The organism is Streptomyces sp. NPDC048057 (assembly GCF_040653095.1).
Classification (GTDB): Bacteria; Actinomycetota; Actinomycetes; order Streptomycetales; family Streptomycetaceae; genus Streptomyces.
Genome location: NZ_JBEZNF010000015.1, coordinates 156,619 through 180,104 on the forward strand (window position 1 = coordinate 156,619; position 23,486 = coordinate 180,104).

General features: G+C 73.9%; 20 protein-coding genes. 10 read left to right on the forward strand and 10 right to left on the reverse strand.

Annotation, left to right across the window (positions count from 1 at the left end; all coding sequences use genetic code 11):
- Window positions 1-267 precede the first annotated feature (267 nt).
- A complete protein-coding gene (locus tag AB0E05_RS19545; RefSeq protein ID WP_361965006.1) occupies window positions 268-1,728 on the forward strand; it encodes a nucleobase:cation symporter-2 family protein in 1,461 nt (486 codons plus the stop codon).
- On the opposite strand, the gene AB0E05_RS19550 is transcribed toward AB0E05_RS19545, so the two are convergent.
- Window positions 1,698-2,312 (reverse strand): class I SAM-dependent methyltransferase, encoded by a 615-nt coding sequence (locus tag AB0E05_RS19550; protein ID WP_361965008.1) that lies wholly within the window; start codon window positions 2,310-2,312, stop codon window positions 1,698-1,700. The genes AB0E05_RS19545 and AB0E05_RS19550 overlap by 31 nt on opposite strands.
- A gap of 86 nt (window positions 2,313-2,398) precedes the next feature.
- On the opposite strand from AB0E05_RS19550, the gene AB0E05_RS19555 reads away from it, so the two are divergent.
- The gene (locus AB0E05_RS19555) at window positions 2,399-4,546 is read left to right on the forward strand and encodes a HEAT repeat domain-containing protein (RefSeq protein WP_361965010.1); all 2,148 of its coding nucleotides are present in this window, start codon (window positions 2,399-2,401) and stop codon (window positions 4,544-4,546) included.
- On the opposite strand, the gene AB0E05_RS19560 is transcribed toward AB0E05_RS19555, so the two are convergent.
- Window positions 4,515-5,114, reverse strand: coding sequence for a TIGR03086 family metal-binding protein (locus tag AB0E05_RS19560; protein WP_361965012.1), 600 nt, complete (start codon window positions 5,112-5,114; stop codon window positions 4,515-4,517). The genes AB0E05_RS19555 and AB0E05_RS19560 overlap by 32 nt on opposite strands.
- Before the next feature lie 341 nt (window positions 5,115-5,455).
- Here AB0E05_RS19560 and AB0E05_RS19565 point away from each other — a divergent pair, with 341 nt between their 5' ends.
- Window positions 5,456-6,427 carry a fibronectin type III domain-containing protein gene (locus AB0E05_RS19565; RefSeq protein WP_361965014.1) on the forward strand — a complete coding sequence of 324 codons (972 nt, stop codon included), beginning with the start codon at window positions 5,456-5,458 and terminating at the stop codon, window positions 6,425-6,427.
- 30 nt (window positions 6,428-6,457) lie between these two features.
- Here AB0E05_RS19565 and AB0E05_RS19570 read toward each other — a convergent pair whose 3' ends face one another.
- The 5 genes from AB0E05_RS19570 to AB0E05_RS19590 all read right to left on the reverse strand — a co-directional run bounded on the left by AB0E05_RS19570 (window position 6,458) and on the right by AB0E05_RS19590 (window position 12,523).
- Complete coding sequence (locus AB0E05_RS19570; protein ID WP_361965016.1) at window positions 6,458-7,510, reverse strand: alpha/beta hydrolase; 1,053 nt, start codon at window positions 7,508-7,510, stop codon at window positions 6,458-6,460.
- A 162-nt stretch (window positions 7,511-7,672) separates the two neighbouring features.
- Entirely contained in the window at window positions 7,673-8,887 is a 1,215-nt protein-coding gene (locus AB0E05_RS19575; protein ID WP_361965018.1) for an FAD-dependent monooxygenase, read from the reverse strand.
- A 64-nt stretch (window positions 8,888-8,951) separates the two neighbouring features.
- On the reverse strand, window positions 8,952-10,577 hold the full coding sequence (gene aceB, locus AB0E05_RS19580) for a malate synthase A (RefSeq protein WP_361965020.1): 1,626 nt from the start codon (window positions 10,575-10,577) through the stop codon (window positions 8,952-8,954).
- 172 nt (window positions 10,578-10,749) lie between these two features.
- A complete protein-coding gene (locus AB0E05_RS19585; RefSeq protein WP_361965022.1) occupies window positions 10,750-11,706 on the reverse strand; it encodes a hypothetical protein in 957 nt (318 codons plus the stop codon).
- Between the two features lie 127 nt (window positions 11,707-11,833).
- Complete coding sequence (locus AB0E05_RS19590; RefSeq protein WP_361965024.1) at window positions 11,834-12,523, reverse strand: TetR/AcrR family transcriptional regulator; 690 nt, start codon at window positions 12,521-12,523, stop codon at window positions 11,834-11,836.
- Window positions 12,524-12,674: 151 nt separating this feature from the next.
- Between AB0E05_RS19590 and AB0E05_RS19595 the strand changes: the two genes are divergently transcribed.
- Complete coding sequence (locus tag AB0E05_RS19595) at window positions 12,675-14,159, forward strand: MFS transporter (RefSeq protein WP_361965026.1); 1,485 nt, start codon at window positions 12,675-12,677, stop codon at window positions 14,157-14,159.
- Here the strand turns inward: AB0E05_RS19595 and AB0E05_RS19600 are convergent, their stop codons facing one another.
- On the reverse strand, window positions 14,160-14,561 hold the full coding sequence (locus tag AB0E05_RS19600; protein WP_361965028.1) for a VOC family protein: 402 nt from the start codon (window positions 14,559-14,561) through the stop codon (window positions 14,160-14,162).
- A 178-nt stretch (window positions 14,562-14,739) separates the two neighbouring features.
- On the opposite strand from AB0E05_RS19600, the gene AB0E05_RS19605 reads away from it, so the two are divergent.
- Window positions 14,740-15,708 carry a zinc-binding dehydrogenase gene (locus AB0E05_RS19605; protein ID WP_361965030.1) on the forward strand — a complete coding sequence of 323 codons (969 nt, stop codon included), beginning with the start codon at window positions 14,740-14,742 and terminating at the stop codon, window positions 15,706-15,708.
- Window positions 15,709-15,764: 56 nt separating this feature from the next.
- Here AB0E05_RS19605 and AB0E05_RS19610 read toward each other — a convergent pair whose 3' ends face one another.
- Complete coding sequence (locus AB0E05_RS19610) at window positions 15,765-16,397, reverse strand: nucleotidyltransferase family protein (protein ID WP_361965032.1); 633 nt, start codon at window positions 16,395-16,397, stop codon at window positions 15,765-15,767.
- A gap of 155 nt (window positions 16,398-16,552) precedes the next feature.
- On the opposite strand from AB0E05_RS19610, the gene AB0E05_RS19615 reads away from it, so the two are divergent.
- From AB0E05_RS19615 to AB0E05_RS19625, 3 genes are all read left to right on the forward strand, one after another.
- Window positions 16,553-18,517, forward strand: a complete 1,965-nt coding sequence (locus tag AB0E05_RS19615) for a protein kinase (RefSeq protein ID WP_361965034.1) — start codon at window positions 16,553-16,555, stop codon at window positions 18,515-18,517.
- Between the two features lie 131 nt (window positions 18,518-18,648).
- Complete coding sequence (locus tag AB0E05_RS19620) at window positions 18,649-18,966, forward strand: DUF5955 family protein (RefSeq protein ID WP_361965124.1); 318 nt, start codon at window positions 18,649-18,651, stop codon at window positions 18,964-18,966.
- A 156-nt stretch (window positions 18,967-19,122) separates the two neighbouring features.
- The gene (locus AB0E05_RS19625; protein ID WP_361965036.1) at window positions 19,123-19,812 is read left to right on the forward strand and encodes an alpha/beta hydrolase; all 690 of its coding nucleotides are present in this window, start codon (window positions 19,123-19,125) and stop codon (window positions 19,810-19,812) included.
- A 60-nt stretch (window positions 19,813-19,872) separates the two neighbouring features.
- Here AB0E05_RS19625 and AB0E05_RS19630 read toward each other — a convergent pair whose 3' ends face one another.
- Window positions 19,873-20,676 carry an IclR family transcriptional regulator gene (locus tag AB0E05_RS19630; protein WP_361965038.1) on the reverse strand — a complete coding sequence of 268 codons (804 nt, stop codon included), beginning with the start codon at window positions 20,674-20,676 and terminating at the stop codon, window positions 19,873-19,875.
- 279 nt (window positions 20,677-20,955) lie between these two features.
- On the opposite strand from AB0E05_RS19630, the gene allB reads away from it, so the two are divergent.
- Window positions 20,956-22,314 carry an allantoinase AllB gene (gene allB / locus AB0E05_RS19635; protein ID WP_361965040.1) on the forward strand — a complete coding sequence of 453 codons (1,359 nt, stop codon included), beginning with the start codon at window positions 20,956-20,958 and terminating at the stop codon, window positions 22,312-22,314.
- A 4-nt stretch (window positions 22,315-22,318) separates the two neighbouring features.
- Window positions 22,319-23,464 carry an allantoicase gene (gene alc, locus AB0E05_RS19640; protein WP_361965042.1) on the forward strand — a complete coding sequence of 382 codons (1,146 nt, stop codon included), beginning with the start codon at window positions 22,319-22,321 and terminating at the stop codon, window positions 23,462-23,464.
- Window positions 23,465-23,486 lie beyond the last annotated feature (22 nt).

Below are 23,486 nucleotides of genomic sequence, written 5' to 3' on the forward strand. Positions count from 1 at the left end.
GGGGACGGCCCTCGGACGGCGTCGCGGGACCGGTCCCGGGACCGCGGCGGCCACTGCCGTGAGGAGGCGCACCCCGGCCGTCGGTGCCACGGGTGCGGTGCGCCTCTTCCGGCAGCGGCGACGGACTCCCCGCGTCGCGTACGACCTCACCCCTCAGGAGGACCGCTCCCCACCACCACCGCACTGCCGCACCAGTGTCGCTCCACTTCGCACCACCTCCCTGACACCCACGTCCGTGCCGACGTGCAACCGACCGGAGGAACCGCCGTGGCCGCCAACCCCACGCCGCACAGCGACACCAGCGACCCCCCAGAGCCCAGCACCTCCGCAGCCTCCGCCGTCGACGGGTCGGGCAAGCATCCCGTCGACCGGACCCTCCCGCCCGCCAAGCTCTTCACCAGCGGACTCCAGCACGTCGCCGCGATGTACGCGGGCGTGGTAGCCCCGCCCATGATCGTGGGCCCCGCCGTCGGCCTCAGCGCCCACGACACCGCCTTCCTCATGGGCGCGAGCCTGTTCACCGCCGGCATCGCCACCCTCCTCCAGACCCTCGGCGTCTGGAAGATCGGCGCCCGGCTGCCGTTCGTCAACGGCGTCTCCTTCGCCGGGGTCACCCCGATGATCGCCATCGGCAAGGACCGCGGCACCGAAGGCATCGCCGTCATCTTCGGCGCGGTCCTCGTCGCCGGACTCGTCGGCTTCCTGCTCACCCCGTACTTCTGCAAGCTGGTGCGCTTCCTCCCGCCCGTCGTCACCGGCACCGTCATCACCCTGATCGGGCTCTCCCTGCTGCCCGTCGCCTTCCGCTGGGCGCAGGGCGGGGACGCCGCCGCCGACGACTACGGCTCGATGCGCAACGTCGGCCTGGCCGCCCTGACGCTCGCCGTCGTGCTGGCGCTGCGCAAACTGCTGCGCGGCTTCCTCCAACAGATAGCCATCCTGCTCGGGCTGGTCGTCGGCACCCTCGTCGCCGTCCCCCTCGGCATGACCGGCTTCGACGCCGTCGCGGACGCGGACGTCGTCGGCTTCCCCACGCCCTTCCACTTCGGCGCGCCCCAGTTCGAGATCGCCGCGATCCTCTCCATGTGCATCGTGATGCTGGTCTGCATGACCGAGTCCACGGCCGACATGCTCGCCCTCGGCAGGATCGTCGACAAGCCGGCCGACGAGCGCACCATCGAGGGCGGGCTGCGCGCCGACACCCTCGGCAGCGCCCTGAGCCCCCTCTTCAACGGCTTCATGGCGAGCGCCTTCGCCCAGAACGTCGGGCTGGTGGCGATGACGAAGGTCCGCAGCCGCTTCGTGGTCGCCGCGGCCGGCGGCATCCTCGTCCTGCTCGGCCTCTTCCCCGTCGCCGCCTCCGTCATCGCCCTCGTGCCGCTGCCGGTCCTCGGCGGCGCGGGCGTCGCGCTGTTCGGCACGGTCGCCGCGAGCGGCATCCAGACCCTGGCGTTGGCGGCGCTGGAGAAGGGCGAGAACGCGCTGATCGTGGCCGCGGCGGTGGGCATCGGCACGATCCCGATCGCCGCGCCCGACTTCTACCACGCCTTCCCCGAGGACCTGTTGGTCGTCCTGGACTCCGGCATCTCGACCGGCTGCATCGTGGCGATCGTGCTGAACCTCGCCTTCAACCACTGGGGCCGACGGCCCGCCGCGCAGGACGGGCCCGCCGACGCCGGTCGAGGCGGAAGCGGTCGTCACACCGGCTTCGTCCACGTCAGCGAGTAGCGGCGGAGCACGTGCCGGCGGTAGCGCACCCCGGGCAGCAGCCGCCGCGCTTCCGCCCGCACCTGCCCGTAGCCCATCTGCGGATCGGTCGCCGGCATGCCCTGCGGACCGCCGGCGCGGCGCACCACCTTGGTGACCCTGACCACGGGCGCGGCGGCGAGGAACGCCGCCCACTCCGTCGGGCTCGTCTCCCGGGCCAGGCCGACCACCACCAACGTGCCGCCGGGCCCCAGGAGTTCGCGCAGGCGCACCAGCGCCGCGGTGAAGTCCATGTGGTGGACCGTGGACACCGAGCAGACGAAGTCGTACCCGCCGACGGGCAGGTCCGCGGTGAGGACGTCACCCGCGAGGAAGGTCAGGTCCGCACGGCCCGGCCAGAGTTCGCGGGCGCGGTCGACCATGGGCGGTGACGCGTCGATCCCGGTGACCCGACGGGACCGCGCGGTCAGCTTCCGCGCCAGCAGCCCGTCCCCGCAGCCGACGTCCAGCGCTTCGTCGCAGCCCGCGGGGACCGCGCGGAGGATGCCGGGGTGCCGGGCGACGTTGGTGTTCCAGTACGGCTTGAGATCGTCGTGCTGCGGCATCGGGCCATCCTAGGAGGGCCGTTCGGACCCTGCGTCGGGGACGGTCCGCGGGGGTCGGTGTCAGACCCCCGTGGCATGCTCCACGTATGGATCATGACGGGGTTCTCGCGGAGCTGGACGGCGTGTGCTGGGGGGATCTGGAGCACGCCTACGGGGAAGCGGGCGACGTGCCCGCGATGCTGCGCGGGCTCGTGGGGGACGAGGACGAGGCGTCCGAGGCGCTCGGCGAGTTGTGGGGGAGCATCGTCCACCAGGGGACGGTGTACGAGGCGACCGCAGCCGCCGTGCCGTTCCTCGCCCGGCTCGCCGCCGGCGGGGTGTGCACCGCCGATCTGCTCGTCCTGCTCGGCGCCATAGCCGAGAGCGCCGACGAGTGCGGCGTGCCGCAGCCCGGGGCGTGCCGGGGCGCCGTCGCGGCGCAGTTGCCGCTGGTGCTGCCGCTGTGCGGGGCGGCGGACGAGGAGGAGCGCCGGGCCGCGGTGTGGGCCGCGGGGCGGACGGGGGACGCCTCGGTGCTGGCGGTGCTGCACGAGCGGTGGGCGCAGGAGAAGGCGGCGGGGGTGCGCGCCGAGGTGCTGGCGGCCCTGGCACACGTGGACCCGGCCGACGCGACGACGCTGGCGCGCGGCGCGCTCGCGGCCGACGTCCCGGGCGAGGTGCGGCTGGTGGCCGTGATGGCGTGCGTGGACGCGGGGCTGCCGTTCGACGCGGTGCACCAGGAGACCCTGCTGTCGCTGCTGCCCGCCGATCCGCTGGTCTCCGGCCGCTTCGACGAGGACCGCAGCGAACCGCTCCACCACGTCGTCGACGCGCTGCTGCTGCGGGACTCGGCCGCCGACCGGGAGGCTGCGTACGCCCTGGTGGAGGCCGCGCTCGCACTGTCCGACCCCGAGGCGCGGGCTGAGGCGCTGTGGGCCGCCGAGCACGCGTGCCTGATCTCCCGCGGCGCGCCCCCGCGGCTCGCGCCGGTGGTGGTCCCCCTGCTCACGGACCCCTCCTTCCCGCACACCGCTTCCGTGCTGCCCGTCCTGGAGAAGATGGGCGCCCACGCCGCCGCGGGCGCGCCCGCGCTGGGCGTGCTGGCCGACGGCGGGGGCGAGTTGGCGGACCGGGCGCTTGAGGTCCTGGCCCGGCTCGCGCCCGAGCAGGCCGCCCGGCTCCTCGCGCGGGACCTGGGCGCCCGGTCCGGGGCCGTCGGCGCGATCGCCCGGGTCGTACCCCTGCCGTACGCCCCCGAGTTGCTGAACGCGATCCGCATCGAGCTGACCGCGAGCGCGGAGGCGGTGGAGGCGTCCGGCGCGGTCCGGGGCGAGGACCCGCGGCGCAGGCTCACCTCGCTGCTGACGGCCTGGGGCCCGCAGGCGTCCGCGGCGCTGCCGGAGCTGACGGTCCTCTTCGGCCGGTCGCCGGCGCTGTTCGCCGGTGCGCTCGCCGCGGTCTGTCCGCCCGAACGGCGCGTGGAGACGGCCGAGTTGCTGCGCGCCGCTGCCACCGCAGGGCCGGTGGACGACCGGTACGCGGCGGCCGAGGCGCTGTACGGGCTCACCGGTGAGAGCGCGCTGCTGATCGCCGCGCTCCGGGACGCGCTGGCCGTCGGCGCCGAGCCGCGCGAGCTGGCCGTCATCGAGACAGCGGGCCGCTTGGGCGGTGCGGGCGCCGCCCTCGTGCCGTACCTCCGGTCCGCCCTGACCCCCGCCGGCACGCACCGCGTCGCGCACGAGCTGGACGTGGACGCCGCGGTGGCGCTCGCCCTGTGGCGGCTGACGGGCCAGCCGCAGGAGCCGCTGACCATCCTGGGCGGGGTCCTCTCGGAGGCCCGGGACCGGGAGTTCATGGTCGCGTCCGTACGCCGCTGTGCCCGGGCCGCGGCCGACATGGGCGCGGCGGCCGGCCCGTTGGTCCCGGCCCTGACGTCCTGTCTCACCGAGCTGCGGTACGTCCCCGCCGCGGTCCTCGCGCTGCACGCGATCGGCGCCGCTCCGGCGGACGCCGCCGCGCTGACGCTGACCTGCGTCGAGAAGGGCGTGGACGCGGCGACGGCGCTGGATGCCCTGGAGGTCCTGGGGCGCGGGGCGCGGACGGCCGAGGACACCGCCCGGCTCGCCGCGCTGGCCGAGCGGGACCTGCGGATATGGGCCACCCGCCGGGAGCGGCAGCTGGTCGCGGTCGACGAGCGCCTGCGGGAGCGGGCGGCCCGGCTGCTCAGCGGGGCCAGCCCGGCTGACGGCCGCTGAGGCCGACGACCCGGTCCAGCAGGGGAGCTCCGGTGGGGACGGGCACGATCGGGCCGAAGATGACGCCCCGCATCGGATCGTCCGCACCGGTGGCCGCCAGTAGTCCGTACGACACGCGCAGCGCGTCCTCGGGCGGGTCGTACGACTGACCGGTGGCGCGGGCGAGGTCCCAGCCATGGACGACGAGTTCGTTCAGGGCCACCGTGCCGGCGACGGGCGCGGGCAGGGTGACGCCGCCGGCCCGGGTCGTGCCCTCCCACGCCGCCGGCTGCGACCACGCCTCGGCGAGCTCGTCGAGCCGGCGCGGCAGCACGGCCCGCCAGTCGGGGTCGAGGAGGGGCCGGGCGCTGTTGGGATCGGTGTCCGTCGTCGCGCCGAGTTCCTTGCGCGCGGCGTCCCGGAAGGCGACGGTCAGCATGACCAGGTGCCCCAGCAGCTCGCGCACCGCGTAGTCGGGGCAGGGGGTGGGCGCCGCCAGCTGTTCGTCCGTCACGCCGGGGAGCAGCCGGGCGACGGCCTCGGCCGTGGGGCGGAAGTCGGGCGGGGGCGCGTCGTCGGGGTCGGTCATGTCGTTCGCTCCGTGAGTGTCCTGCTGGTCGTCCATGGGAAAGGGGACCGTCGGCGCGGCTGGAACTCATCGATCGCCGCCCGCGACCGGTGGTGCAGGCAGGGGCGCGGCTCGGGCGGTGTTGCTCCGCACCGGCTCAACCTCCCGTCGAGCAACTGCGGTTCTTCCAGGTGTGCGATGGATGATTGATCGTTTCGCCGGGGTGTGAGGCTGGCCGCGATTCGTCCAGGGGGCTTGTCGCGGAAGCCCTTCGACAGCCATATTGGACGCGTATTGGTCTGGACCATTACTGCGTCACCTCCCCCCACCGTCGCCGTTTCCCCCTCAACGGAGGCTTGATCGTGCACCGTCCCCCCACCCTCGTCGCGCTGGCCTGCGCGGCGGTCCTCCTCCCCGTGACCCTCACCGCCTGCGGCGGCGACGACGGGAAGGGGAAGAAGGACACCGAACCCCCCACCACGCCCGCCGGCGTCACCGCACAGGCCGGCAGCGCCACCTCCGTCCACGTGATGTGGAAGCCGGCCACCGACGACGCGGCCGTCACCGGCTACGAGGTCCATCAGCAGGACCGCAAGGTCAAGTCCCTGCCCGGCAGCACGACGATGGTCGACGTGGAGGGGCTGAAGCCCGGCACCGCGTACGGCTTCACCGTCCGCGCCCGCGACGCCGCCGGCAACGTCTCCCAGCCCAGCACCGCCGTCTCCGTCACCACGCCCGCCGCCAAGCCCGAGGACAAGAAGGCCCCCACCACGCCGGCCGGGCTGCGCGGCACCGTCGACGGGGAGCGCGCGGTCACCCTCACCTGGCGGCCCGCCACCGACGACGCCGGGGTGACCTCGTACGACGTGTACCAGGAGGACACCCGCATCCACAGCGTCGCCGGCACCGAGACCACCGCCCGCATCCCCCACCTGCGGCCCGGCACGGTCTACACCTTCACCGTCCGCGCCCGGGACGCGGCGGAGAACTCCTCGCCCGACAGCAACGCCGTCGACCTGACGACCCCGGCCGCGCCCGGCGCCGGCCCGAACACCGCCCCCACCGACCTGGTGGCCACCGCCACCAAGGGGAACATCGAGCTGAACTGGCTGCCGCCGAAGGCGGACGGGGCCGTCAAGTCCCACGAGCTGTACCTCAACGGCAAGATGGCCACCACGATCGTGTGGGGCGCCGAACCGCCCGCGGGGCGCGCCTCGTACACCATGACGATCAGCGACCCGCCCGGCACCCGCTACAGCGTCAAGCTCCGGGCGAAGCTGCCCGACGGCAAGTGGGGCGACTTCTCCGCCCAGCGCACGGTGGTGACCCGCTGACGGGCCACCACCCGCGAAGGGGCCCACGGCCTACCGGCGTGCGGAGCGCTGCCGGTGGGTCGCCGTCAGCAGGACGCCGCCGGTGAGCACCACCGCGCCGGCCAGTCCGCCGACGCCGACGAGCGCCAGCGCGCCCGAGCCCGTCCCGGCCAGCGCCGCGCTCTTCGGCGAGCCGGTCGAGGTGGCCTTGGCCGCCGCGCGGATCTGCTCGGCGACGACCTCCGGGTGCGACATCATCGACACGTGCGACGAGTCGACCTCGACCGTCGTCGACTTCGCCCGCTCGGCCTGGAAGCGTTCCAGGTCGGGAGCGATCGCCTTGTCGTGCTGGGAGACCACGAACCACGACGGGACCGTCCGCCACGCCGCCCCGGGCGCGGCCTCCTCGAAGCAGGCCGCCGCGATGGGCCGTTGCTCGACCGCCATCAGCCGCGTCTGCGAGCGCGGCAGGTCCGCCGCGAAGACGTCGTGGAACGTGTCCGTCTTGATGTACAGGTCCGAGCCCTCGGTCTTCCCGTCCGAGAACGGGACCGGGTTCAGCGCCGGCTGCAACTCGCTGCCCTGGAACTTCGTCGAGAGCGCCCCCAGCGTCTCGCCCTTGTCCGGCATGAACGCCGAGACGTACACCAGCGCCCTGACGTTCGGGTTCCCCGCCGCCGCGCTGCCGATCACCGCGCCGCCGTAGGAGTGGCCCGCGAGCACGATCGGGCCGTCCACGCTCTTGAGGACGCTCGCGACGTACGCGGCGTCCGAGGTCAGGCTGCGCAGCGGGTTCGCCGGCGCCAGCACCTCGTACCCGTCGTTCAGCAGCCGTTCGGCGACCGCGTTCCAGCCGGACGCGTCCGCGAACGCCCCGTGCACCAGGACGACCGTCGGCTTGTCGCCCTTCCCGCCGCCCTTCCCGCCGCCCTTCCCGCCGCCCTTGTCGGCGCCGACGGCGGCGGTGCTCGCGAGCGCCGGTGCGGCGGTCAGCACCGTGGTGGACAGTGCCAGCGCGACGGCGCCCGCCCGGGATATGCCACGGCGGCGGGAGCGGCGCGGCGCCAGGGGCGGGGAAGCGGCGGGGGAGGGGGACGCAGCCATGATCGTTTCTCGATTCTCGGGGTGGGAAACGGCTGTCGCTCCTCAGCGTTTTCGCGCCGCCCCGTCCCCGCACCCCCCGCGTGGCGCGAGAGTGACGACCCGGACCGTCCGGGTGACCGCCCGGCGCACGGAGGCACCGCCACCGCGGGTTCGCGACGGCCGTCAGTCCGGCAGCCGACGCCCGCCGAAGGCGCCCGCGGAGTCCGCCCGGTGCCACCACTGCGCCAGGGCGGGCCCGTCGAGGGAGGGCCAGTCGGGGGCCGAGGTCACCAGGGCGTCGCCGAGCCGGCGCCCCAGGTCGACCATCGTGCGGCCCAGGGCGGCCCGGGAGGCGTCGTAGCGGGCGAGGGCGGCTGCGGGGTCGGACGCACCGCGCAGCGCGGCCTCCAGCAGCGCCGCGTCCTGGAGCGCCTTGACCGCGCCGGCCCCGGTGTGCGGTCGGGCGATGGTGGCGGCGTCGCCCAGCAGCGCCAGACGGCCGACGACGCCCGGCTCGGCCGTGACGTCGTACATCGGCTGGACGAAGAGTTCGTCCGGCGCGGTCACATCGATCAACCGACCCCAGAACGGCGGAAGGTGATCGTGCGTCAGTTCGGCGAGACGGGTGCGCAGGGCGGTGCTGAGGGTGCCGGGCGGCAGGCTGGTCGGTGTGGCGAGCGGGAGGTCGAGACCGGGCGGCGGTGCGGTGTACAGCACCCAGTTGACCCGGTGGCCGCCCGCGCCGTCGGGGATCCGGTAGACCACCACGTGCCCGCCGGGGAACACCACGTACGCCGCCGCGTCCCGCTGCCAGCGCTCCCCGTCGGGCAGCCGCTCCTCCGGGTACGCTCCGCGCCAGGCCAGATATCCGGCGTAGCCGGGGCGCGCCTGCGGGCACACCGCGCCCCGCACCGTCGAACGGTAGCCGTCGGCGCCGATCACCAGGTCGTGCCGGACGGTGCCGGCCGCGGTGCGGACCTCGGCGCCGGCGGGGGAGTCCTCGACGCTCAGGACGGTGCTGCCCTGGTGGAAGGCGACCGCATCAGGGACGCGGGCCCGTAACTCCCGCCACAGCGGCCCCCAGGCGTACGTGCGGAAGGGGAAGGCGTCGGTCCTGATCCGTCGCCCCAGGCCCGGGGCCGTGCCGTCGCGGACGTACCACTGGCGTTCGACGAGCGGCACGCACGCCATCGAGGCGTCCAGGAAGCCCGCCGCCTCCAACTCCGCGTACCGGGCGTCGTGGACGCCGATGCCGACGCCGCGGTCCGCGAGGTCGCCGTTGGTGCGCTCGTGGACGGTGACGGATCCGTACCCCGCCCGGTGCAGCGCCAGCGCCGCGGCACAACCGCCGATGCTGCCGCCGACGACGGCCGCCGACGCTCCCGCCTTCGACTCCATGCGCCTCATGATGACAGCCCGCCGCCCCCGGCAGGGGCGACGGGCCGTCGCCCCTGCCGGGTCGTCAGCCGGTGAGTTGCTCGTACGCGGGCAGGGTCAGGAAGTCCTCGTACCTCTCGTCCAGCGCCACCTGCAACAACAGGTCGTGCGCCTGCTGCCAGCGACCGGCGGCGAACGCCTCTTCGCCCAACTCGGTTCGGAGCGCGGCGAGTTCTTCGGCGGCGACCTGGCGGGCCAGCTCGCGGGTGGCGCGCTCGCCGTTCTCGAAGACCACGCCCGCGTTGATCCACTGCCAGATCTGCGAGCGGGAGATCTCGGCCGTGGCCGCGTCCTCCATCAGGTTGAAGATGGCGACGGCACCCAGGCCCCGTAGCCACGCCTCGATGTAGCGGATGCCGACCTGGACGGCGTTGCGCAGCCCCTCGTACGTCGGGCGGGCGGCCAGCGAGTCGACGGCGATGAGGTCGCCCGCCGCGACCGACACGTCCTCGCGCAGCCGGTCCTTCTGGTGCGGCCGGGTGCCGAGGACGGCATCGAAGGAGGCCATGGCGATCGGCACCAGGTCGGGGTGGGCGACCCAGGAGCCGTCGAAGCCGTCCGCCGCCTCGCGGTCCTTGTCCGCCTTCACCTTCTCGAAGGCGACCTCGTTGACCTCCGGGTCGCGCCGGGAGGGGATGAAGGCCGCCATGCCGCCGATGGCGTGGGCGCCGCGGCGGTGGCAGGTGCGGACGAGCAGTTCGGTGTACGCGCGCATGAAGGGCGCCGTCATCGTCACCGCGTTGCGGTCGGGCAGCACGAACTTGGGGCCGCCGTCACGGAAGTTCTTCACGAGGGAGAAGAGGTAGTCCCAGCGGCCGGCGTTGAGCCCGGACGCGTGGTCGCGCAGCTCGTAGAGGATCTCGTCCATCTCGTACGCGGCGGTGATCGTCTCGATGAGGACGGTGGCCCGGACGGTGCCCTGCGGGATGCCGACGTACTCCTGGGCGAAGACGAAGACGTCGTTCCACAGCCGGGCCTCCAGATGCGACTCCGTCTTCGGCAGGTAGAAGTACGGGCCCTTGCCGAGGGCGATCAGGCGCTCGGCGTTGTGGAGGAAGTACAGGCCGAAGTCGACGAGGGCACCGGGCACCGCGCTGCCGTCGGCGGCGCGCAGATGGCGCTCGCTCAGATGCCAGCCGCGCGGTCGCATCACGACCGTCGCCAGCTCCTCGGCGGGCTTCAGGGCGTACGACTTGCCGGAGCGGTCGTCCGTGAAGTCGATCCGGCGGGCGTACGCGTCCATGATGTTGAGCTGTCCGAGGACCACGTTCTCCCAGGTGGGCGCGGAGGCGTCCTCGAAGTCCGCGAGCCACACCCGGGCGCCCGAGTTCAGGGCGTTGACGGTCATCTTCCGGTCCGTGGGGCCGGTGATCTCCACGCGGCGGTCCTCCAGCGCCGCGGGCGCGGGCGCTACCCGCCAGGAGTCGTCCGCGCGGATCGCCGCGGTCTGGGGCAGGAAGTCGAGCGTGGCGGTCCGGGCGATCTCGGCCCGGCGCTCGGCGCGCCGGGCGAGCAACTCGTCCCGGCGCGGCGTGAACCGCCGGTGCAGCTCGGCGACGAACGCGAGCGCGGCCTCGCTCAGCACCTCCTCCTGACGGTCCAGCGGGGCGGCGTCGACGACGGCGAGCGGGGACGGCGCTGATGCGGACACGGGCGGTCACTTCCTTCGGCGGGAGGCGCGTGGGACGTGCAGCGAGCGGTGTGAGTGGATACTAGTTTCCTCATCGTGGAAGTCAAGGTCCACTGCTTCCGCCGCCGGCGTGGGCGACGGCGCTGGTCCGGGTGTCCCGTCCCCCAGGTCGCCGCCCCGCGCCGCCGCTGAATCAGCGGCGTCCCCACAGGAGTTGCGGCAGCTGTCCCGTCCTGTTCTGGTCCCCGGGCCGCAGGCCGACCTCGGCGGTGTTCGCCCACTCCATCCGCACCACGGGGGCGGCGCCCTCACCGACGTCGACGCGCGCCCCGGCGAACCGTTCCCCCGCCGCCGTCTTGGGACGCAGGGCGTCCGCCACGGCGCTGGCCGCATCCGCGGACTGGGTGACGGCGCACAGACGCTCCTTGGACGTGCCGTCCTCCGCGGCGCGGGCACCGATGGCGAAGAGCGTGAGCCCCGGCAGCTGGCGCGGCCGGTCCTTGCCGTAGAACGTCGCGAGGTAGGCGTCGTCGCCGAGGCAGTCGACCGCCGCCCGGTGCGCCGGGTCGGTCGCCACGGAGTCCTTGGGCGCGGACAGCGGCAGGAGCGGCCCCTCGTCCTTGCCCGAGGAGGAGCGGACGTCGGCGGACACGGTGACCCGCGCGCCCTCGGCGCTGAGCAGCGGTGCGCCGTCGACCTTCGTCTCGGTCCAGCCGCGTTCCTTCATCGCCCCGGTCACGGCGGCGACGTCGAAACGGCCGGTCAGCCGGGTGGCGTCCGATCCGACGAGCACGGAGGTGTCCACCGTCGTCTCGTCGAACCCGACCGCCTCGCGCGCCGCCTCGCCCTTGTAGCCCGCCTCCACCACCTCGGATATGCCGAACCCGGCCAGCGGCTCGTACAGCTTCCGGTCCTGTTCGACGAGGCGGCGCGCCTCGGGGACGTTCCAGTACGTGAGCGTCTCGCCGGCCTGGTCCAGGGGGACGCCGCCGAGCGCGGTCGACAGCCCGATGTCGGCCTTCTCGCCCCCGGACGTGCCGCCGGGCCCGTCGCCGGAGTCGTCCCCGCAGGCCGCCGTGGTCACGGCGAGGGCCGCCGCGAGCACCGTCGCCGTGACCGTGCGCTGCATCCTGCGGCCGTACGTGCTCATCCTGATCCCCTTCTTCGCACCCTGTGCTGCTGATGACCGACGCAGTCTTCCAGCCCACGGGCGGTACGGACCAAGGGGATGACACCGTCGACCAGCCGCTGGTGCCCGTCGAGCGGGGCAAAAGCCCCTAGACGGTGTCCAGTCGACCGCGGATCTGGGCGACGACGGCGGAGACGAGCTGGTCGAACTGGGCGTCCGGCGGGGGCACGGGGAGCGCGGCGGCCCGGCGCAGGGTCGGGACGTCGAGGTCGGCATGGGCCGTCAGCCAGGCGTCGGGGACGAGCGTGCTCGCGCTCGTCGTGGTGTGCGCGGCCGGGTGGTCGACCAGCAGGACGAAGGAGAGCACGAGCAGGGAGAGGTGGCGGTGCACCTCCAGCGCGGCCGGCAGGTCGAGGCCGAGCCCGTCCAGGAGCTGGAGGAAGCGGTCCAGGTTGCGCAGCCGGTTGGGGTGCACCGACGAGGGGGGCGCGTCCTCGTCGAGGGAGACCAGCAGGGCGCGCGGCCAGCGCCGGTACACCTCGCGCAGCGACCGCGCGTAGCCGGCGACGGACTCCTCCCAGGCCGCGGGGGAGAGCGGAGGCGGGTTCCAGGAGTCCAGCATGAGGCCGAGGGCGAGGTCGACGACGTCCTGGCGATCCTCGACGTAGTTGTACAAGGCCCTGACGGTCACGCCGAGTTCGGCGGCGAGGGCCCGCATGCTGACCGAGCGGAACCCCTGCGCGCCGGCCATCTCCAGCGCCTTGGCGGCGATGGCCTCCCGGGTGAGGACGGGGCGCCCCTTGCGCGTGGCGGGGCGGCGGCGGGCGGCGGGCGGCATGGGGTCATCGTACGGCTCCCGCTTGAACTTCACACGTGTTGACTTTTAGCGTCGAGTGCCAGCAGGCTGAGGCCACAGCCCGCTTCCCGCCCGCTTCCCGCCCGCTTCCCGCCCGCTTCCCGCCCGTTCGCGTCCGGAGGTCGCACCCCCCATGAGCACGCAGAAGTCCAGTCGCCCCGGCCTCGCGCGCCTCGCCCCTCGGCTGCCGCCGCTGAGCGGGGTCCTCGTCCTGGTGATGGCCACCACCGGTCTGGTCGTCGTCGACATCACGATCGTGGCCATCGGACTGCCCCTGATCAGTGCGGACGTCGCCGACGGGGCGTCGGCGGAGTCCGTGGTGGTGACCTACATGGTCGCGATGGGAGCGCTCACCCAGGTGGCCGGAAGCCTCTCGGACCGCTGGGGCCGACGGACCCTCTTCCTCGCCGGCATCGCCGTCTTCACCCTCGCCTCCCTCGCCGCGACGTTCGCCCCGGACCTGTGGTGGCTGAACGCCGCCCGAGTGGCCCAGGGCTGCGGCGCCGCCGTGATCATGGTGAACGGCATACCGCTGATCGCGGACCGCTACGCCGGCGAGGAACGCAACCTCGCCATCGGGGCCTGGGGGTCGGTCGCGACCGCGGCCGGACTCCTCGCCCCGGTCCTCGGCGGCGTGCTGGTCGACGCCTTCGGCTGGCGGGCGGTCTTCGCGGTCAACCTCCCGCTCGGTGCGGCGGCCTGGGTGCTGGCCGCGCGCGTGCTCCCGCGCAACGCGCCCGGGAACCTTGCCGCGGGGCGGGTGGACTGGTCCGGCAGTCTGCTGCTCATGCTGGGCCTCGGTACGGCGACCCTGCTGATGCTGCGCCCCGGCGACGAGCCGTGGACGGGACAGGAGATCGCGGCGCTCCTCGTCGCCGGCCTGGCGCTGGCCGCGTTCCTCGCCCTCCAACTCCGCCTGCCCGCCCCGACGCTGGAACTGCGGATGTTCGCCCGGCCCGCGTTCTCGGGCGCCATGCTCGCCGTCCTCCTCTCCCGGGTCCTGACCATCGGCGGCTCCGTCTATCTGGTGCTGTACCTGGCGGAGGGGCTGAACCTGAGCCCGACCGCGGCGGGGCTGCTCATGACGCCGATCCTCCTCGCGCAGATCGCCACCGGCATGGTCGGCTCCAGGCTGCTCAGCCACTGGGCCCCCGGCGTGGTGATCGGCTCCGGATACGCGCTCAAGGGCGTCGGCCTGCTGTCCCTGGCCCTGCTGATCACCCCGGACACGCCGTGGTGGGCGCTGCTGCTGCCGCTGCTGGCGTGGGGAGCCGGCGGCGGGATCGCCGGCGCCCCCGTCATGGCCGTGGCGGTACGGGTCACCGAACCGGAGCGGGTCGGCATGGTCGCCGGGACCGTGTCCACCCTCGCCGCCCTCGGCGCCGGCGTCGGCACCGCGGCACTGGGCGCGGTCTTCGCCGCGTACGAGGGCGCCGGCGCCGACGGCCAGGCGGTCACCGACGGCACCCGGGCCGTCCTCGCGGCCTCCGCGGCGCTCGCGTTCACCGCCGTGCTCACCACGCTCGCTCTCATCCCCCCGCGCCGCGTCCCGAGCCCCGCCCCGGGCGGGGACCGAGCGCGCCGGCCGGCCGGTCGAACGAGCCCGGCCGGCGAGTGATCACTGGTGCGACACGGGGCCGAGCGGCTCCGTCGGGCGGGGAGCGAAGATCCGGAACGCATTGCCCTCCGGGTCCCGGAACACCACCCAGCGCACGCCGTCCTCGTCGTTGTCGCTGACCCGCTCCGCGCCCAACGCCTCCACCCGATCGGCCTGCTCCTCCCAGCCGTCCTCGCCGCTCAGATCGAGCATCAGACGGTTGTCCCCGGCGGGGAGTTCACCGTACGGCTGGTGGAACATCCAGGTCGGGCCGGTGCCCTCGAAGCCGATCGTCGCGAAGGCCGGTGTCGCCCCCTCGTCCACCGGACGCATCAGCACGCCCGACCAGAAGCCCGCCAACGCCCCCGCGTCCCGACAGTCGAAGGAGTACATGCCGACCTGCATGCCGCCCTGTGCACCCATCTCCGTGTCCTTCCCCTCGGTTGCTCTTCAGGAGGAGACCCGTTGCACCGGAGGAACTCATCGCGGCGCCGTCGGACCGCGGTGACCGCGACGGGCTGAGGTGGCTTGTCCTCAACCCTTCTTGAGGTTCTACGTTGCAGGGGAGATGTCGATCCAGACGTGAGGAGCGGTGATCCCGATGCGTGCGATCCAGGTGGCGGAGTTCGGCGGACCCGAGGTGTTGACGGTGGCGGAGGTCGCGGACCCGGTGGCGGGTCCGGGGCAGGTCGTGGTGGGGATGGCCGCGGCCGACGTGATCTATCTGGACACCCTGCTGCGGGCCGGCTGGGGCGGTGACTACTTCCCGTTGGAGCCGCCGTACGTCCCGGGGGGCGGCGGTGCGGGACGGGTGCTCTCGGTCGGGGACGGCGTGGATCCCGGCTGGGTCGGACGGCACGTCCTGGCCCGCGGCACGGGCGGCTACGCCGAGCAGATGGTCGCCGAAGCGGAGGAGGTGGTGGAGGTCCCCGAAGGGGTGGCGTCCGCGGAGGCGGCTGCCCTGCTCCACGACGGCGTGACCGCACAGACCCTGCTGCTCATGGGGAAGGTCGAGCGGGGCGAGTGGGTCCTGGTCGCGGCGGCGGCCGGCGGCGCCGGCTCGCTGGTGGTGCAGTTGGCCGAGGAAGCCGGCGCCCGGGTCATCGCGGCGGCCCGCGGCGAGCGCAAGCTCGCACGGGCACGGGAGTTGGGCGCGGAGGCCACGGTCGACTACTCGCAGCCCGACTGGCAGCAGCGGGTCGTCGAGGCGACCGGCGGAGCGGGGGTCGACCTGGTCTACGACGGCGCCGGCGGCCAACTCGGCCGGGACGCCTTCGACACGGTGCGCAAGGGCGGCCGATTCATCACCTACGGCACCGCCAGCGGCGGCCTCGCCGACGTCGACCCCGACCGGGCCGAACAGCGGGACGTCGCCGTCACCAACGCCCTGGAAGCGGGCTCCCCGGGCACCGAGCAGGTGCGGGCCCTGCTGGCGGAGGCACTGCGCCGCGTGGCCGACGGCACCCTGACCCCGACCGTCGGCGCGACGTACCCCCTCGCCGAAGCGGCCCGCGCCCACGGGGCCCTGGCCGAACGCACCACGGTCGGCAAGTCCCTGCTGCTGATCTGAGGCACGGCACGGAGGAGAGGGGTGCGCGAGCAAGCAGTGCGGCCGGCCGCACACCCTTACCCCTCCAAGCGCCAGAGGTCCGCCTCCGTGTCGATGTCGTACGCCTCGGCCACGTCCCCGCACTCCACCATGACCAACTCCGCCCGATGCGCGTTCAGATAGCCCCGCGCCCCCTGGTCCCCGCACGCCCCGCGCACCACGTCCGGCCAGCGGGCGGCGCCCAGGAACACCGGGTGGCCGCGCTCGCCCCCGTACGCCGCCGTCGCCAGCGCCTGCCGCGACGCGCCCGCCGCCGTGCGCACCCGGGCCACCGCCGCCGCGCCGACGCCCGGTTGATCCACCAACACCACGAGCGCCGCGCTCGCCGACGTACCGGCCAGGGAGGCGAGGCCCGTACGGAGGGACGAGCCCATGCCCTGTGCCCAGTCCGGGTTGTCCACGACCACGCACCCCGCCAGGTCCGCCTCCGTGCGCACCCGGTCGGCCGCCGCACCCAGCACCACGTGCACCGGGTCGCAGCCGCCGGCCCGCAGGGCGCGCACCGCGTGCTCCACCAGCGGCCGGCCCCGGTGGCGCAGCAGGGCCTTGGGCCGGCCGCCGAGCCGGCGCCCGCCGCCGGCCGCGAGCAGCAGCCCCGCGACGGTGCCGGGCCGCTCGGGATGGGTCGGTTCGTCAGCTTCGTACGTCATGGAGGACTGCCTACCGCACCCGCGCCGCTCCCGCTCCGCGCGCCCCCGTCATCCGCATGGAGCCGTCCGCGTGACCTCGGATAAGGTGCAGCCTCCGGTGCGCGGGCCCGAGTCGCGGGCCGCCGTGTGGAGTTGGTCGTGGGGGACGCAGGAAGATGAGTGGACGAGCATCACAGGGGCCGCAGGGATCTCCGGAGCACCAGGGGCAGCCGAGGGCGGTCTTCCAGCCGCTCGGTGACGGGGACCCGCAGCACGTCGCCGGCTACCGCATCGCCGCCCGCCTCGGCGCCGGTGGCATGGGCAAGGTCTATCTCTCCTACACGCCCGGCGGCCGGCCCGTCGCCATCAAGGTGATCCGGCCCGACTTCGCCCAGGACGCCGAGTTCCGTCGCCGCTTCGCCCAGGAGGTGCACGCGGCGCAGCGCGTCCAGGGGTTGTACACCGCGCCCGTCATCGACGCCGACCCGGACGCCGAACAGCCCTGGCTCGCCACGGCGTACGTCCCCGGCCCGTCCCTCGCCGACGCGGTCGTCCAGCACGGCAAGCTCCCCGTGGAGACGGTGCTGCTGCTGGTCGCCGGTGTCGCGGAGGCGCTCCAGGTCATCCACGGCGCGGGCATCGTCCACCGCGACCTCAAGCCGGCGAACGTGCTGCTCGCCGCCGACGGGCCGCGGGTCATCGACTTCGGCATCGCCCGGGCCGCCGACGCGACCTCGCTCACCAGCAGCGGCGTCACCATCGGCACGCCGTCCTTCATGGCCCCCGAGCAGGCCGCCGGGAGCACCGTCACCCCGGCCACCGACATCTTCGCGCTCGGCCAGGTCGCGGCGTACGCGTCGACCGGCCGCGCCGCCTTCGGCGAGGGCACCTCGCACGGCGTGCTGTACCGGATCGTGCACGAGGAGCCGGACCTCACCGGCGTGCCGGAGCAGCTGGTCGACCTGGTGACCCGCTGCCTGGCGAAGGAGGCGGAGGAGCGGCCCTCGGTCGCCGACCTGCTCGCGCTGTGTCAGACCGCCAGCGGGGAAACGGTCCTGCGCAGACCGGAGGAGTGGCTGCCGAGCGTGGTCGCCGCCGAGATCGGCACCCGCAAGGCGGCCCCCGCGCCGCCGGTGACCCCGCCGCCGGCCGCAGCCGGGGCGCCGGCCCAGGTGCCCGCCCCGCCCACCACGCCGCCCGTCGCCCCGCCCCCGCCGGCGCAGGCACCGACGGCCGCTCCGCCGCAGCCGGCCGCGCCGCCCGCCGACGTACCGCAGCCGGCGGCGCACGAGCCCACCGCCGCTTCGACGCCCGCCACGCCGCCGCCCGGCTTCGGGCCCGCGCCGGCGTCCGCGTACGGCTATCCGCAGCCCCAGACGGCCGGTCACCCGCAGGCGAGCGCACCCACCGTCCCCGGCGCCCCCTACGGGAGCGCACCCGGCCAGCCGTACGACACGGGCGCGGGTTCCGACGCCGCCGTACCGCCGAAGAAGAAGCGCGGCAAGGCCATCGCCCTGGCCGTCGCGGCGACGCTGGTCGTGGGCGCGCTCGCCGGCGGCGGTGCGTACCTGGCGCTCGCCGACGACGACAAGGGCGACGACAAGGCTCGGTCGCAGCAGGCCGACCCCACCGACGCCACGGACTCCACCGACACCGCGCCCGCCGACGAACCTCCGTCGGGGGACCCCGGCGAGGTGGTCGACGACCAGTCCCCGCCCGCGGCGCCCGAAGAACCCGTCGCCGACCCCGAGCCCACGGACCACAACACCATCAACCTCGTCACCGAGTACCACCTCACCTTCGGCGACGATCCGCTCAAGCCCGTCAACGACGACTCCAGCTCCGACCTCTCCTACAACTGGGACCTCGGCGAGCTGGAGGTGAGCAACGGCAAGCTGGTCCTCCTGCGCCCCGGCCAGAAGGCCGAACTGGCCACCTGTCGGAGTGAAACCCGCTATGCCCAGGACCTTGACTTGGATGTGCTTCCCAAGGGCTCCAAGTTCTGCGTCCTGACGAACACCGGACACGTCGGCATCGTCACCTACCAGGGGAAATCGCCCGACTCGGACCCGAGCAAGTTCGTGACGGTCGACGTCCGGTTGTGGCTGAACGCCGTGGAAGTCGCCCAGCCGACGTCCTGAATTCGGTCCGATTTCGGTCCGCGGAGTGGCGCGCCCGCCCCTGCATGGCGTTAACTTGCCCGCAACTCTGGGTGGTTGAGTATCGACTGAGAGTCGTCGAGACACCCGGAGGGCGGGTGAGGGGGATGAGTCTGTTGCGAAGCGTGGGGCAGACGCAGGTGACGGACAGCGGCGAGGACCCGAGGGTGTTGGGTCTCCAGGCGGCCGTGTCACGACTGCGCCGGGAGTTGGCGGCGCACCCCAAGCAGTTCTCCGACCGGGAGGTGGCCGAGGACGAACTGGCAGTGTTGGCGGCGATGGCGGAGTGCGGTGATCCCGAGATCCCCCGGATGCGGCGCGCCCTGCTGCTGATCGCCGGTGCGATCGGCTCGCTGAGCGCGCTGGCGCCCGCGCTCCTCCAGGTGCGCAACGCGGTCGACATGTTCGGTGAGCTACCGCGCCAGAGGTAGCCCACGAGCCGTGGCGTCCGCGCTGCCACCTGCGCGGACGCTCGCCGTGGCGCGCCGTGCGCCGGGGTGCGCCTGCCGTGGCGGACCGGTGTGCGCGGTTCTAGCGTGCAGGGGCAGGGGGTGCCGCTGACACGCAAGTGAGCCGAAGGTGTGGACATGACCGACAAGCCGACGATCGTACTCGTGCACGGCTTCTGGGGCGGCGCCGCGCACTGGGGCAAGGCGATCCTCGAACTGAAAGGGCGCGGCTACGACAAGCTCCACGCCGTGGAGAACCCGCTGACCTCCCTCGCCGAGGACGCCGAGCGCACCCGGAAGATGGTCAAACAGGTCGACGGTCCGGTGGTGCTGGTCGGCCACTCGTACGGCGGCGCGGTCATCACCGAGGCGGGTGACCTGCCGAACGTCACCGGACTGGTCTACATCGCCGCGTTCGCGCCGGACGCCGGCGAGAGCCCAGGCCAGATCAGCCAGGAGCACCCGCCCGCCGCGTTCGAGAACATCGCCCCCGACTCCGACGGCTACCTGTGGATCAAACAGGGCAAGTTCCAGTGGAGCTTCGGGCAGGACCTGTCGGACGACGACGCGCTCGTCATGGCGATCACCCAGAAGGCCCCGCTCGCCTCGACCTTCGGCGACAACGTCACCGCGCCCGCCTGGCGCAACAAGCCCGTCTGGTACCAGGTGTCCACCGGTGACCGCATGATCGACCCGGACAACGAACGCCGGATGGCCGCGCGGATGAACCCCCGCAGGATCATCGAACTCGACGCCAGCCACGCGTCCCTGGCGTCCCAGCCGAAGGCGGTCGTGGACCTCATCGAGGAAGCGGCCAACGCCTCCTGACCCTCCGGGGCGCCGCCGCCGTACTGCCGCGCTTCCGGTCCTCCCGGGGCGCGGCAGTCGTCATGCCCCGCCCTGGCCCGTGTCCGCCAGCGCCGCCGACAGGTCCCGCGCCACTTCCTGGAGGATCGGCACGATCCGCTCCGTCGCCTCCTCGGTCACCCGCCCCGCCGGCCCCGAGATCGAGATCGCCGCCGCCGTCGGGGAGTTCGGCACCGACACCGCGAGGCAACGGACCCCGATCTCCTGTTCGTTGTCGTCGACGGCGTAGCCGGCGCGCCGCACCGACTCCAGCGCGGTCAGGAAGCCCTCGGGCGTGGTGATCGTCTTCTCGGTGGCCGCCGGCATCCCCGTCCGCGCCAGCAGCGCCCGGACCTCGTTCGGCGGGAAGTCCGCGAGGAGCGCCTTGCCCACGCCCGTGGAGTGCGGCAGCACCCGCCGTCCCACCTCGGTGAACATCCGCATCGAGTGCTTGGACGGCACCTGCGCCACGTACACGATCTCGTCGCCGTCCAAGAGCGCCATGTTCGCGGTCTCGCCGGTCTCTTCGACCAGCCGCGCCAGATGCGGGCGGGCCCAGGTGCCGAGGAGGCGGGACGCCGATTCGCCGAGGCGGATCAGCCGGGGGCCCAGCGCATAGCGGCGGTTGGGCTGCTGGCGTACGTAACCGCAGGCCACGAGGGTGCGCACCAGACGGTGGATGGTGGGCAGGGGGAGCCCGCTGCTGCCGGACAGCTCACTCAGCCCGACCTCGCCCCCGGCGTCGGCCATTCTTTCGAGCAGATCGAAGGCGCGCTCCAGCGACTGCACGCCGCCGCTGTTCGCTGGCTTGGCGGCGTCGGTGGAGCTGGCGCTGGACGTCGGCACGGGCGGCAGTCCTTTCGGGCGGACGGGCAAGTGAGCAGCCTACCCGGCTGCCGCTGTCCGCACATCGCTGCTGGCCTCGGGTCTTCGCCGGTCAGGGGGCGGTCGCGGGGTCCCGGACGACGCGTCGGACGGCCCCTTTGCGCCCCGCTGGATTCTGCTCGTCGGAAGCCGGGTTCCAGTCGGCGGAAGTGCCGACCTCTTGACGGGTCTCAGTCAGGGTGACGAAGATGCGTTGGGCGTCTCTTCAACAGTTCGTTGAATTCTCGGACGGGGTGGCGGATGACGGACGTGGACCCGAACGGCCCGGACCGGGCGGCGCGCCGGGCGTTCCGCTCGACGCGGGTGAGCCTCCCGGACGGCAGCAGACCCGCGCTCGTCACCGTCACGGACGGCCGGATCGACGCCGTGCTGCCCCATGACGCACCCGTACCGGAAGGCGCCCGGCTCGCCGACTTCGGTGACGACGCGCTGCTGCCGGGCCTCGTCGACACCCACGTCCACGTGAACGACCCCGGGCGCAGCGAGTGGGAGGGCTTTGCGACCGCCACCCGCGCCGCCGCGGCCGGCGGCGTCACCACCCTGCTCGACATGCCGCTGAACTCGCTGCCGCCCACCACCACGGTGCCGCACCTGCGCACCAAGCAGGACGTCGCCCGGGCCGCCGCGCACGTCGACACCGGCTTCTGGGGCGGCGCCGTCCCCGACAACACCGCTGAGCTGCGATCCCTGCACGACGCCGGAGTCTTCGGCTTCAAGTGCTTCCTTTCGCCCTCGGGCGTCGAGGAGTTCCCCGCGCTCGACGACGCCGCACTCGCCCGCGCCATGACCGAGACGGCCTCCTTCGGCGCCCTGCTGATCGTGCACGCCGAGGACCCCGGTCGGCTGACGGAGCAGCAGCCCGGGCCCCGCTACGCCGACTTCCTCGCCTCCCGGCCGCGGGACGCCGAGAACACCGCCGTCACCCGGCTCATCGCCCACGCCCGCCGGCTGGACGCCCGCGTCCACGTACTGCACCTGTCGTCCGCCGACGCGCTGGCGCCGATCGCGCGGGCCAAGGCCGACGGCGTACGGATCACCGTCGAGACCTGTCCGCACTTCCTCACCCTCACCGCCGAGGAGGTCCCCGACGGCGCGACCGAGTTCAAGTGCTGTCCGCCCATTCGCGAGGCCGCGAACCGGGACGCCCTGTGGGCCGGGCTCGCCGACGGCACCGTCGACTGCGTCGTCTCCGACCACTCGCCCTGCACGGGCGACCTGAAGACCGCTGACTTCGCCTCCGCCTGGGGCGGCATCTCCTCGCTCCAACTCGGCCTGCCCGCCGTGTGGACCGAGGCCCGCAGGCGCGGACACGCCCTGGACGACGTCGTCCGGTGGATGTCCACGGGCCCCGCCCGCCTCGCCGGGCTGACCCGCAAGGGCGCCATCGAGCCGGGCCGGGACGCGGACTTCGCCGTCCTCGCGCCCGAGGAGGCGTTCACCGTCGACCCCGCCCACCTGCACCACCGCAACCAGGTCACCGCGTACGCGGGCCGCACCCTGCACGGAGTCGTCCGCTCCAGCTGGCTGCGAGGTGAACGCATCGCGGCCGACGGGACGGTGGCCGGGCCGACCGGCCGACTACTCGAAAGGAACGACTGACGCCATGACCCAGCCGAGCGCGGCCCCCTCGCACCCCACCTTCACGGGCGCCGCCCGCCCCTACGGGGGCGGCGACCCCTACGCCGACTACCGCACCGCCGACTTCCCCTTCGCCGACCTGGCCGACCTCGCCGACCGGCGCCTGGGCGCCGGGGTCGTCGCCGCCAACGATGAGTTCTTCGCCCACCGCGAGAACCTGCTCACGCCGGGCCCCGCGGAGTTCGACCCCGAGCACTTCGGCCACAAGGGCAAGGTCATGGACGGCTGGGAGACCCGCCGTCGGCGCGGCACCGTCGACGCACGGCCCCACCCCGCGGACGGCGACCACGACTGGGCCCTGATACGCCTCGGCGCGCCCGGAGTGATCCGCGGCGTCGTCGTCGACACCGCCCACTTCCGCGGCAACCACCCCCAGTCCGTGTCGATCGAGGCAGCCGCCGTCATCGGCTCGCCCTCGCCGGCCCGGCTGCTCGCCGACGACGTCACGTGGACCGTGCTCGTGCCCCGCACCCCCGTCGGCGGCCACGCGGCCAACGGCTTCGCCGTCGCGGCCGAGCAGCGCTTCACCCACCTCCGCCTCAACCAGCACCCCGACGGCGGCATCGCGCGGCTGCGGGTGTACGGAGAGGTCGCGCCCGACCCCTTCTGGCTCGCCGCCCTCGGCACCTTCGACCTCGCCGCGCTGGAGAACGGCGGCCGGGTCGAGGACGCGTCCGACCGCTTCTACTCCCCGGCCACCAACACCATCCAGCCCGGGCGTTCGCGCAAGATGGACGACGGCTGGGAGACCCGCCGCCGTCGCGACCTGGGCAACGACTGGATCAGCTACCGGCTCGTCGAACAGGCCGAGATCCGCGCCGTCGAGATCGACACCGCGTACCTGCTGGGCAACAGCGCCGGCTGGGCGTCGCTCTCGATGCGCGACGACGGCGCCGACGGCGACGGGCCGGCGTGGACCGAAGTGCTGCCGCGCACCCGTCTCCAGCCCGACACCAACCACCGCTTCGTGCTCGCCGCCCCCGTCGTCGGCCGTGACGTGCGCATCGACATCTACCCCGACGGCGGCATCTCCCGACTGCGGCTCTTCGGCAGCCTCACCGCCCCCGGCGCGGCCCGGCTCGCCGCCCGCCACCGGGAACTGGGCGGATAGCCCGCCCTCCTTCGTCCGTCCC

What these genes read in the sequence shown, in the direction of transcription:
- AB0E05_RS19550 (WP_361965008.1), bottom strand. Translation starts at nt 2,312, where the DNA reads ATGCCGCAGCACGACGATCTCAAGCCGTACTGGAACACCAACGTCGCC.
- AB0E05_RS19555 (WP_361965010.1), top strand. Translation starts at nt 2,399, where the DNA reads ATGGATCATGACGGGGTTCTCGCGGAGCTGGACGGCGTGTGCTGGGGG.
- AB0E05_RS19560 (WP_361965012.1), bottom strand. Translation starts at nt 5,114, where the DNA reads ATGACCGACCCCGACGACGCGCCCCCGCCCGACTTCCGCCCCACGGCC.
- AB0E05_RS19570 (WP_361965016.1), bottom strand. Translation starts at nt 7,510, where the DNA reads ATGGCTGCGTCCCCCTCCCCCGCCGCTTCCCCGCCCCTGGCGCCGCGC.
- AB0E05_RS19575 (WP_361965018.1), bottom strand. Translation starts at nt 8,887, where the DNA reads ATGGAGTCGAAGGCGGGAGCGTCGGCGGCCGTCGTCGGCGGCAGCATC.
- AB0E05_RS19585 (WP_361965022.1), bottom strand. Translation starts at nt 11,706, where the DNA reads ATGAGCACGTACGGCCGCAGGATGCAGCGCACGGTCACGGCGACGGTG.
- AB0E05_RS19590 (WP_361965024.1), bottom strand. Translation starts at nt 12,523, where the DNA reads ATGCCGCCCGCCGCCCGCCGCCGCCCCGCCACGCGCAAGGGGCGCCCC.
- AB0E05_RS19595 (WP_361965026.1), top strand. Translation starts at nt 12,675, where the DNA reads ATGAGCACGCAGAAGTCCAGTCGCCCCGGCCTCGCGCGCCTCGCCCCT.
- AB0E05_RS19600 (WP_361965028.1), bottom strand. Translation starts at nt 14,561, where the DNA reads ATGGGTGCACAGGGCGGCATGCAGGTCGGCATGTACTCCTTCGACTGT.
- AB0E05_RS19605 (WP_361965030.1), top strand. Translation starts at nt 14,740, where the DNA reads ATGCGTGCGATCCAGGTGGCGGAGTTCGGCGGACCCGAGGTGTTGACG.
- AB0E05_RS19610 (WP_361965032.1), bottom strand. Translation starts at nt 16,397, where the DNA reads ATGACGTACGAAGCTGACGAACCGACCCATCCCGAGCGGCCCGGCACC.
- AB0E05_RS19615 (WP_361965034.1), top strand. Translation starts at nt 16,553, where the DNA reads ATGAGTGGACGAGCATCACAGGGGCCGCAGGGATCTCCGGAGCACCAG.
- AB0E05_RS19625 (WP_361965036.1), top strand. Translation starts at nt 19,123, where the DNA reads ATGACCGACAAGCCGACGATCGTACTCGTGCACGGCTTCTGGGGCGGC.
- allB (WP_361965040.1), top strand. Translation starts at nt 20,956, where the DNA reads ATGACGGACGTGGACCCGAACGGCCCGGACCGGGCGGCGCGCCGGGCG.
- alc (WP_361965042.1), top strand. Translation starts at nt 22,319, where the DNA reads ATGACCCAGCCGAGCGCGGCCCCCTCGCACCCCACCTTCACGGGCGCC.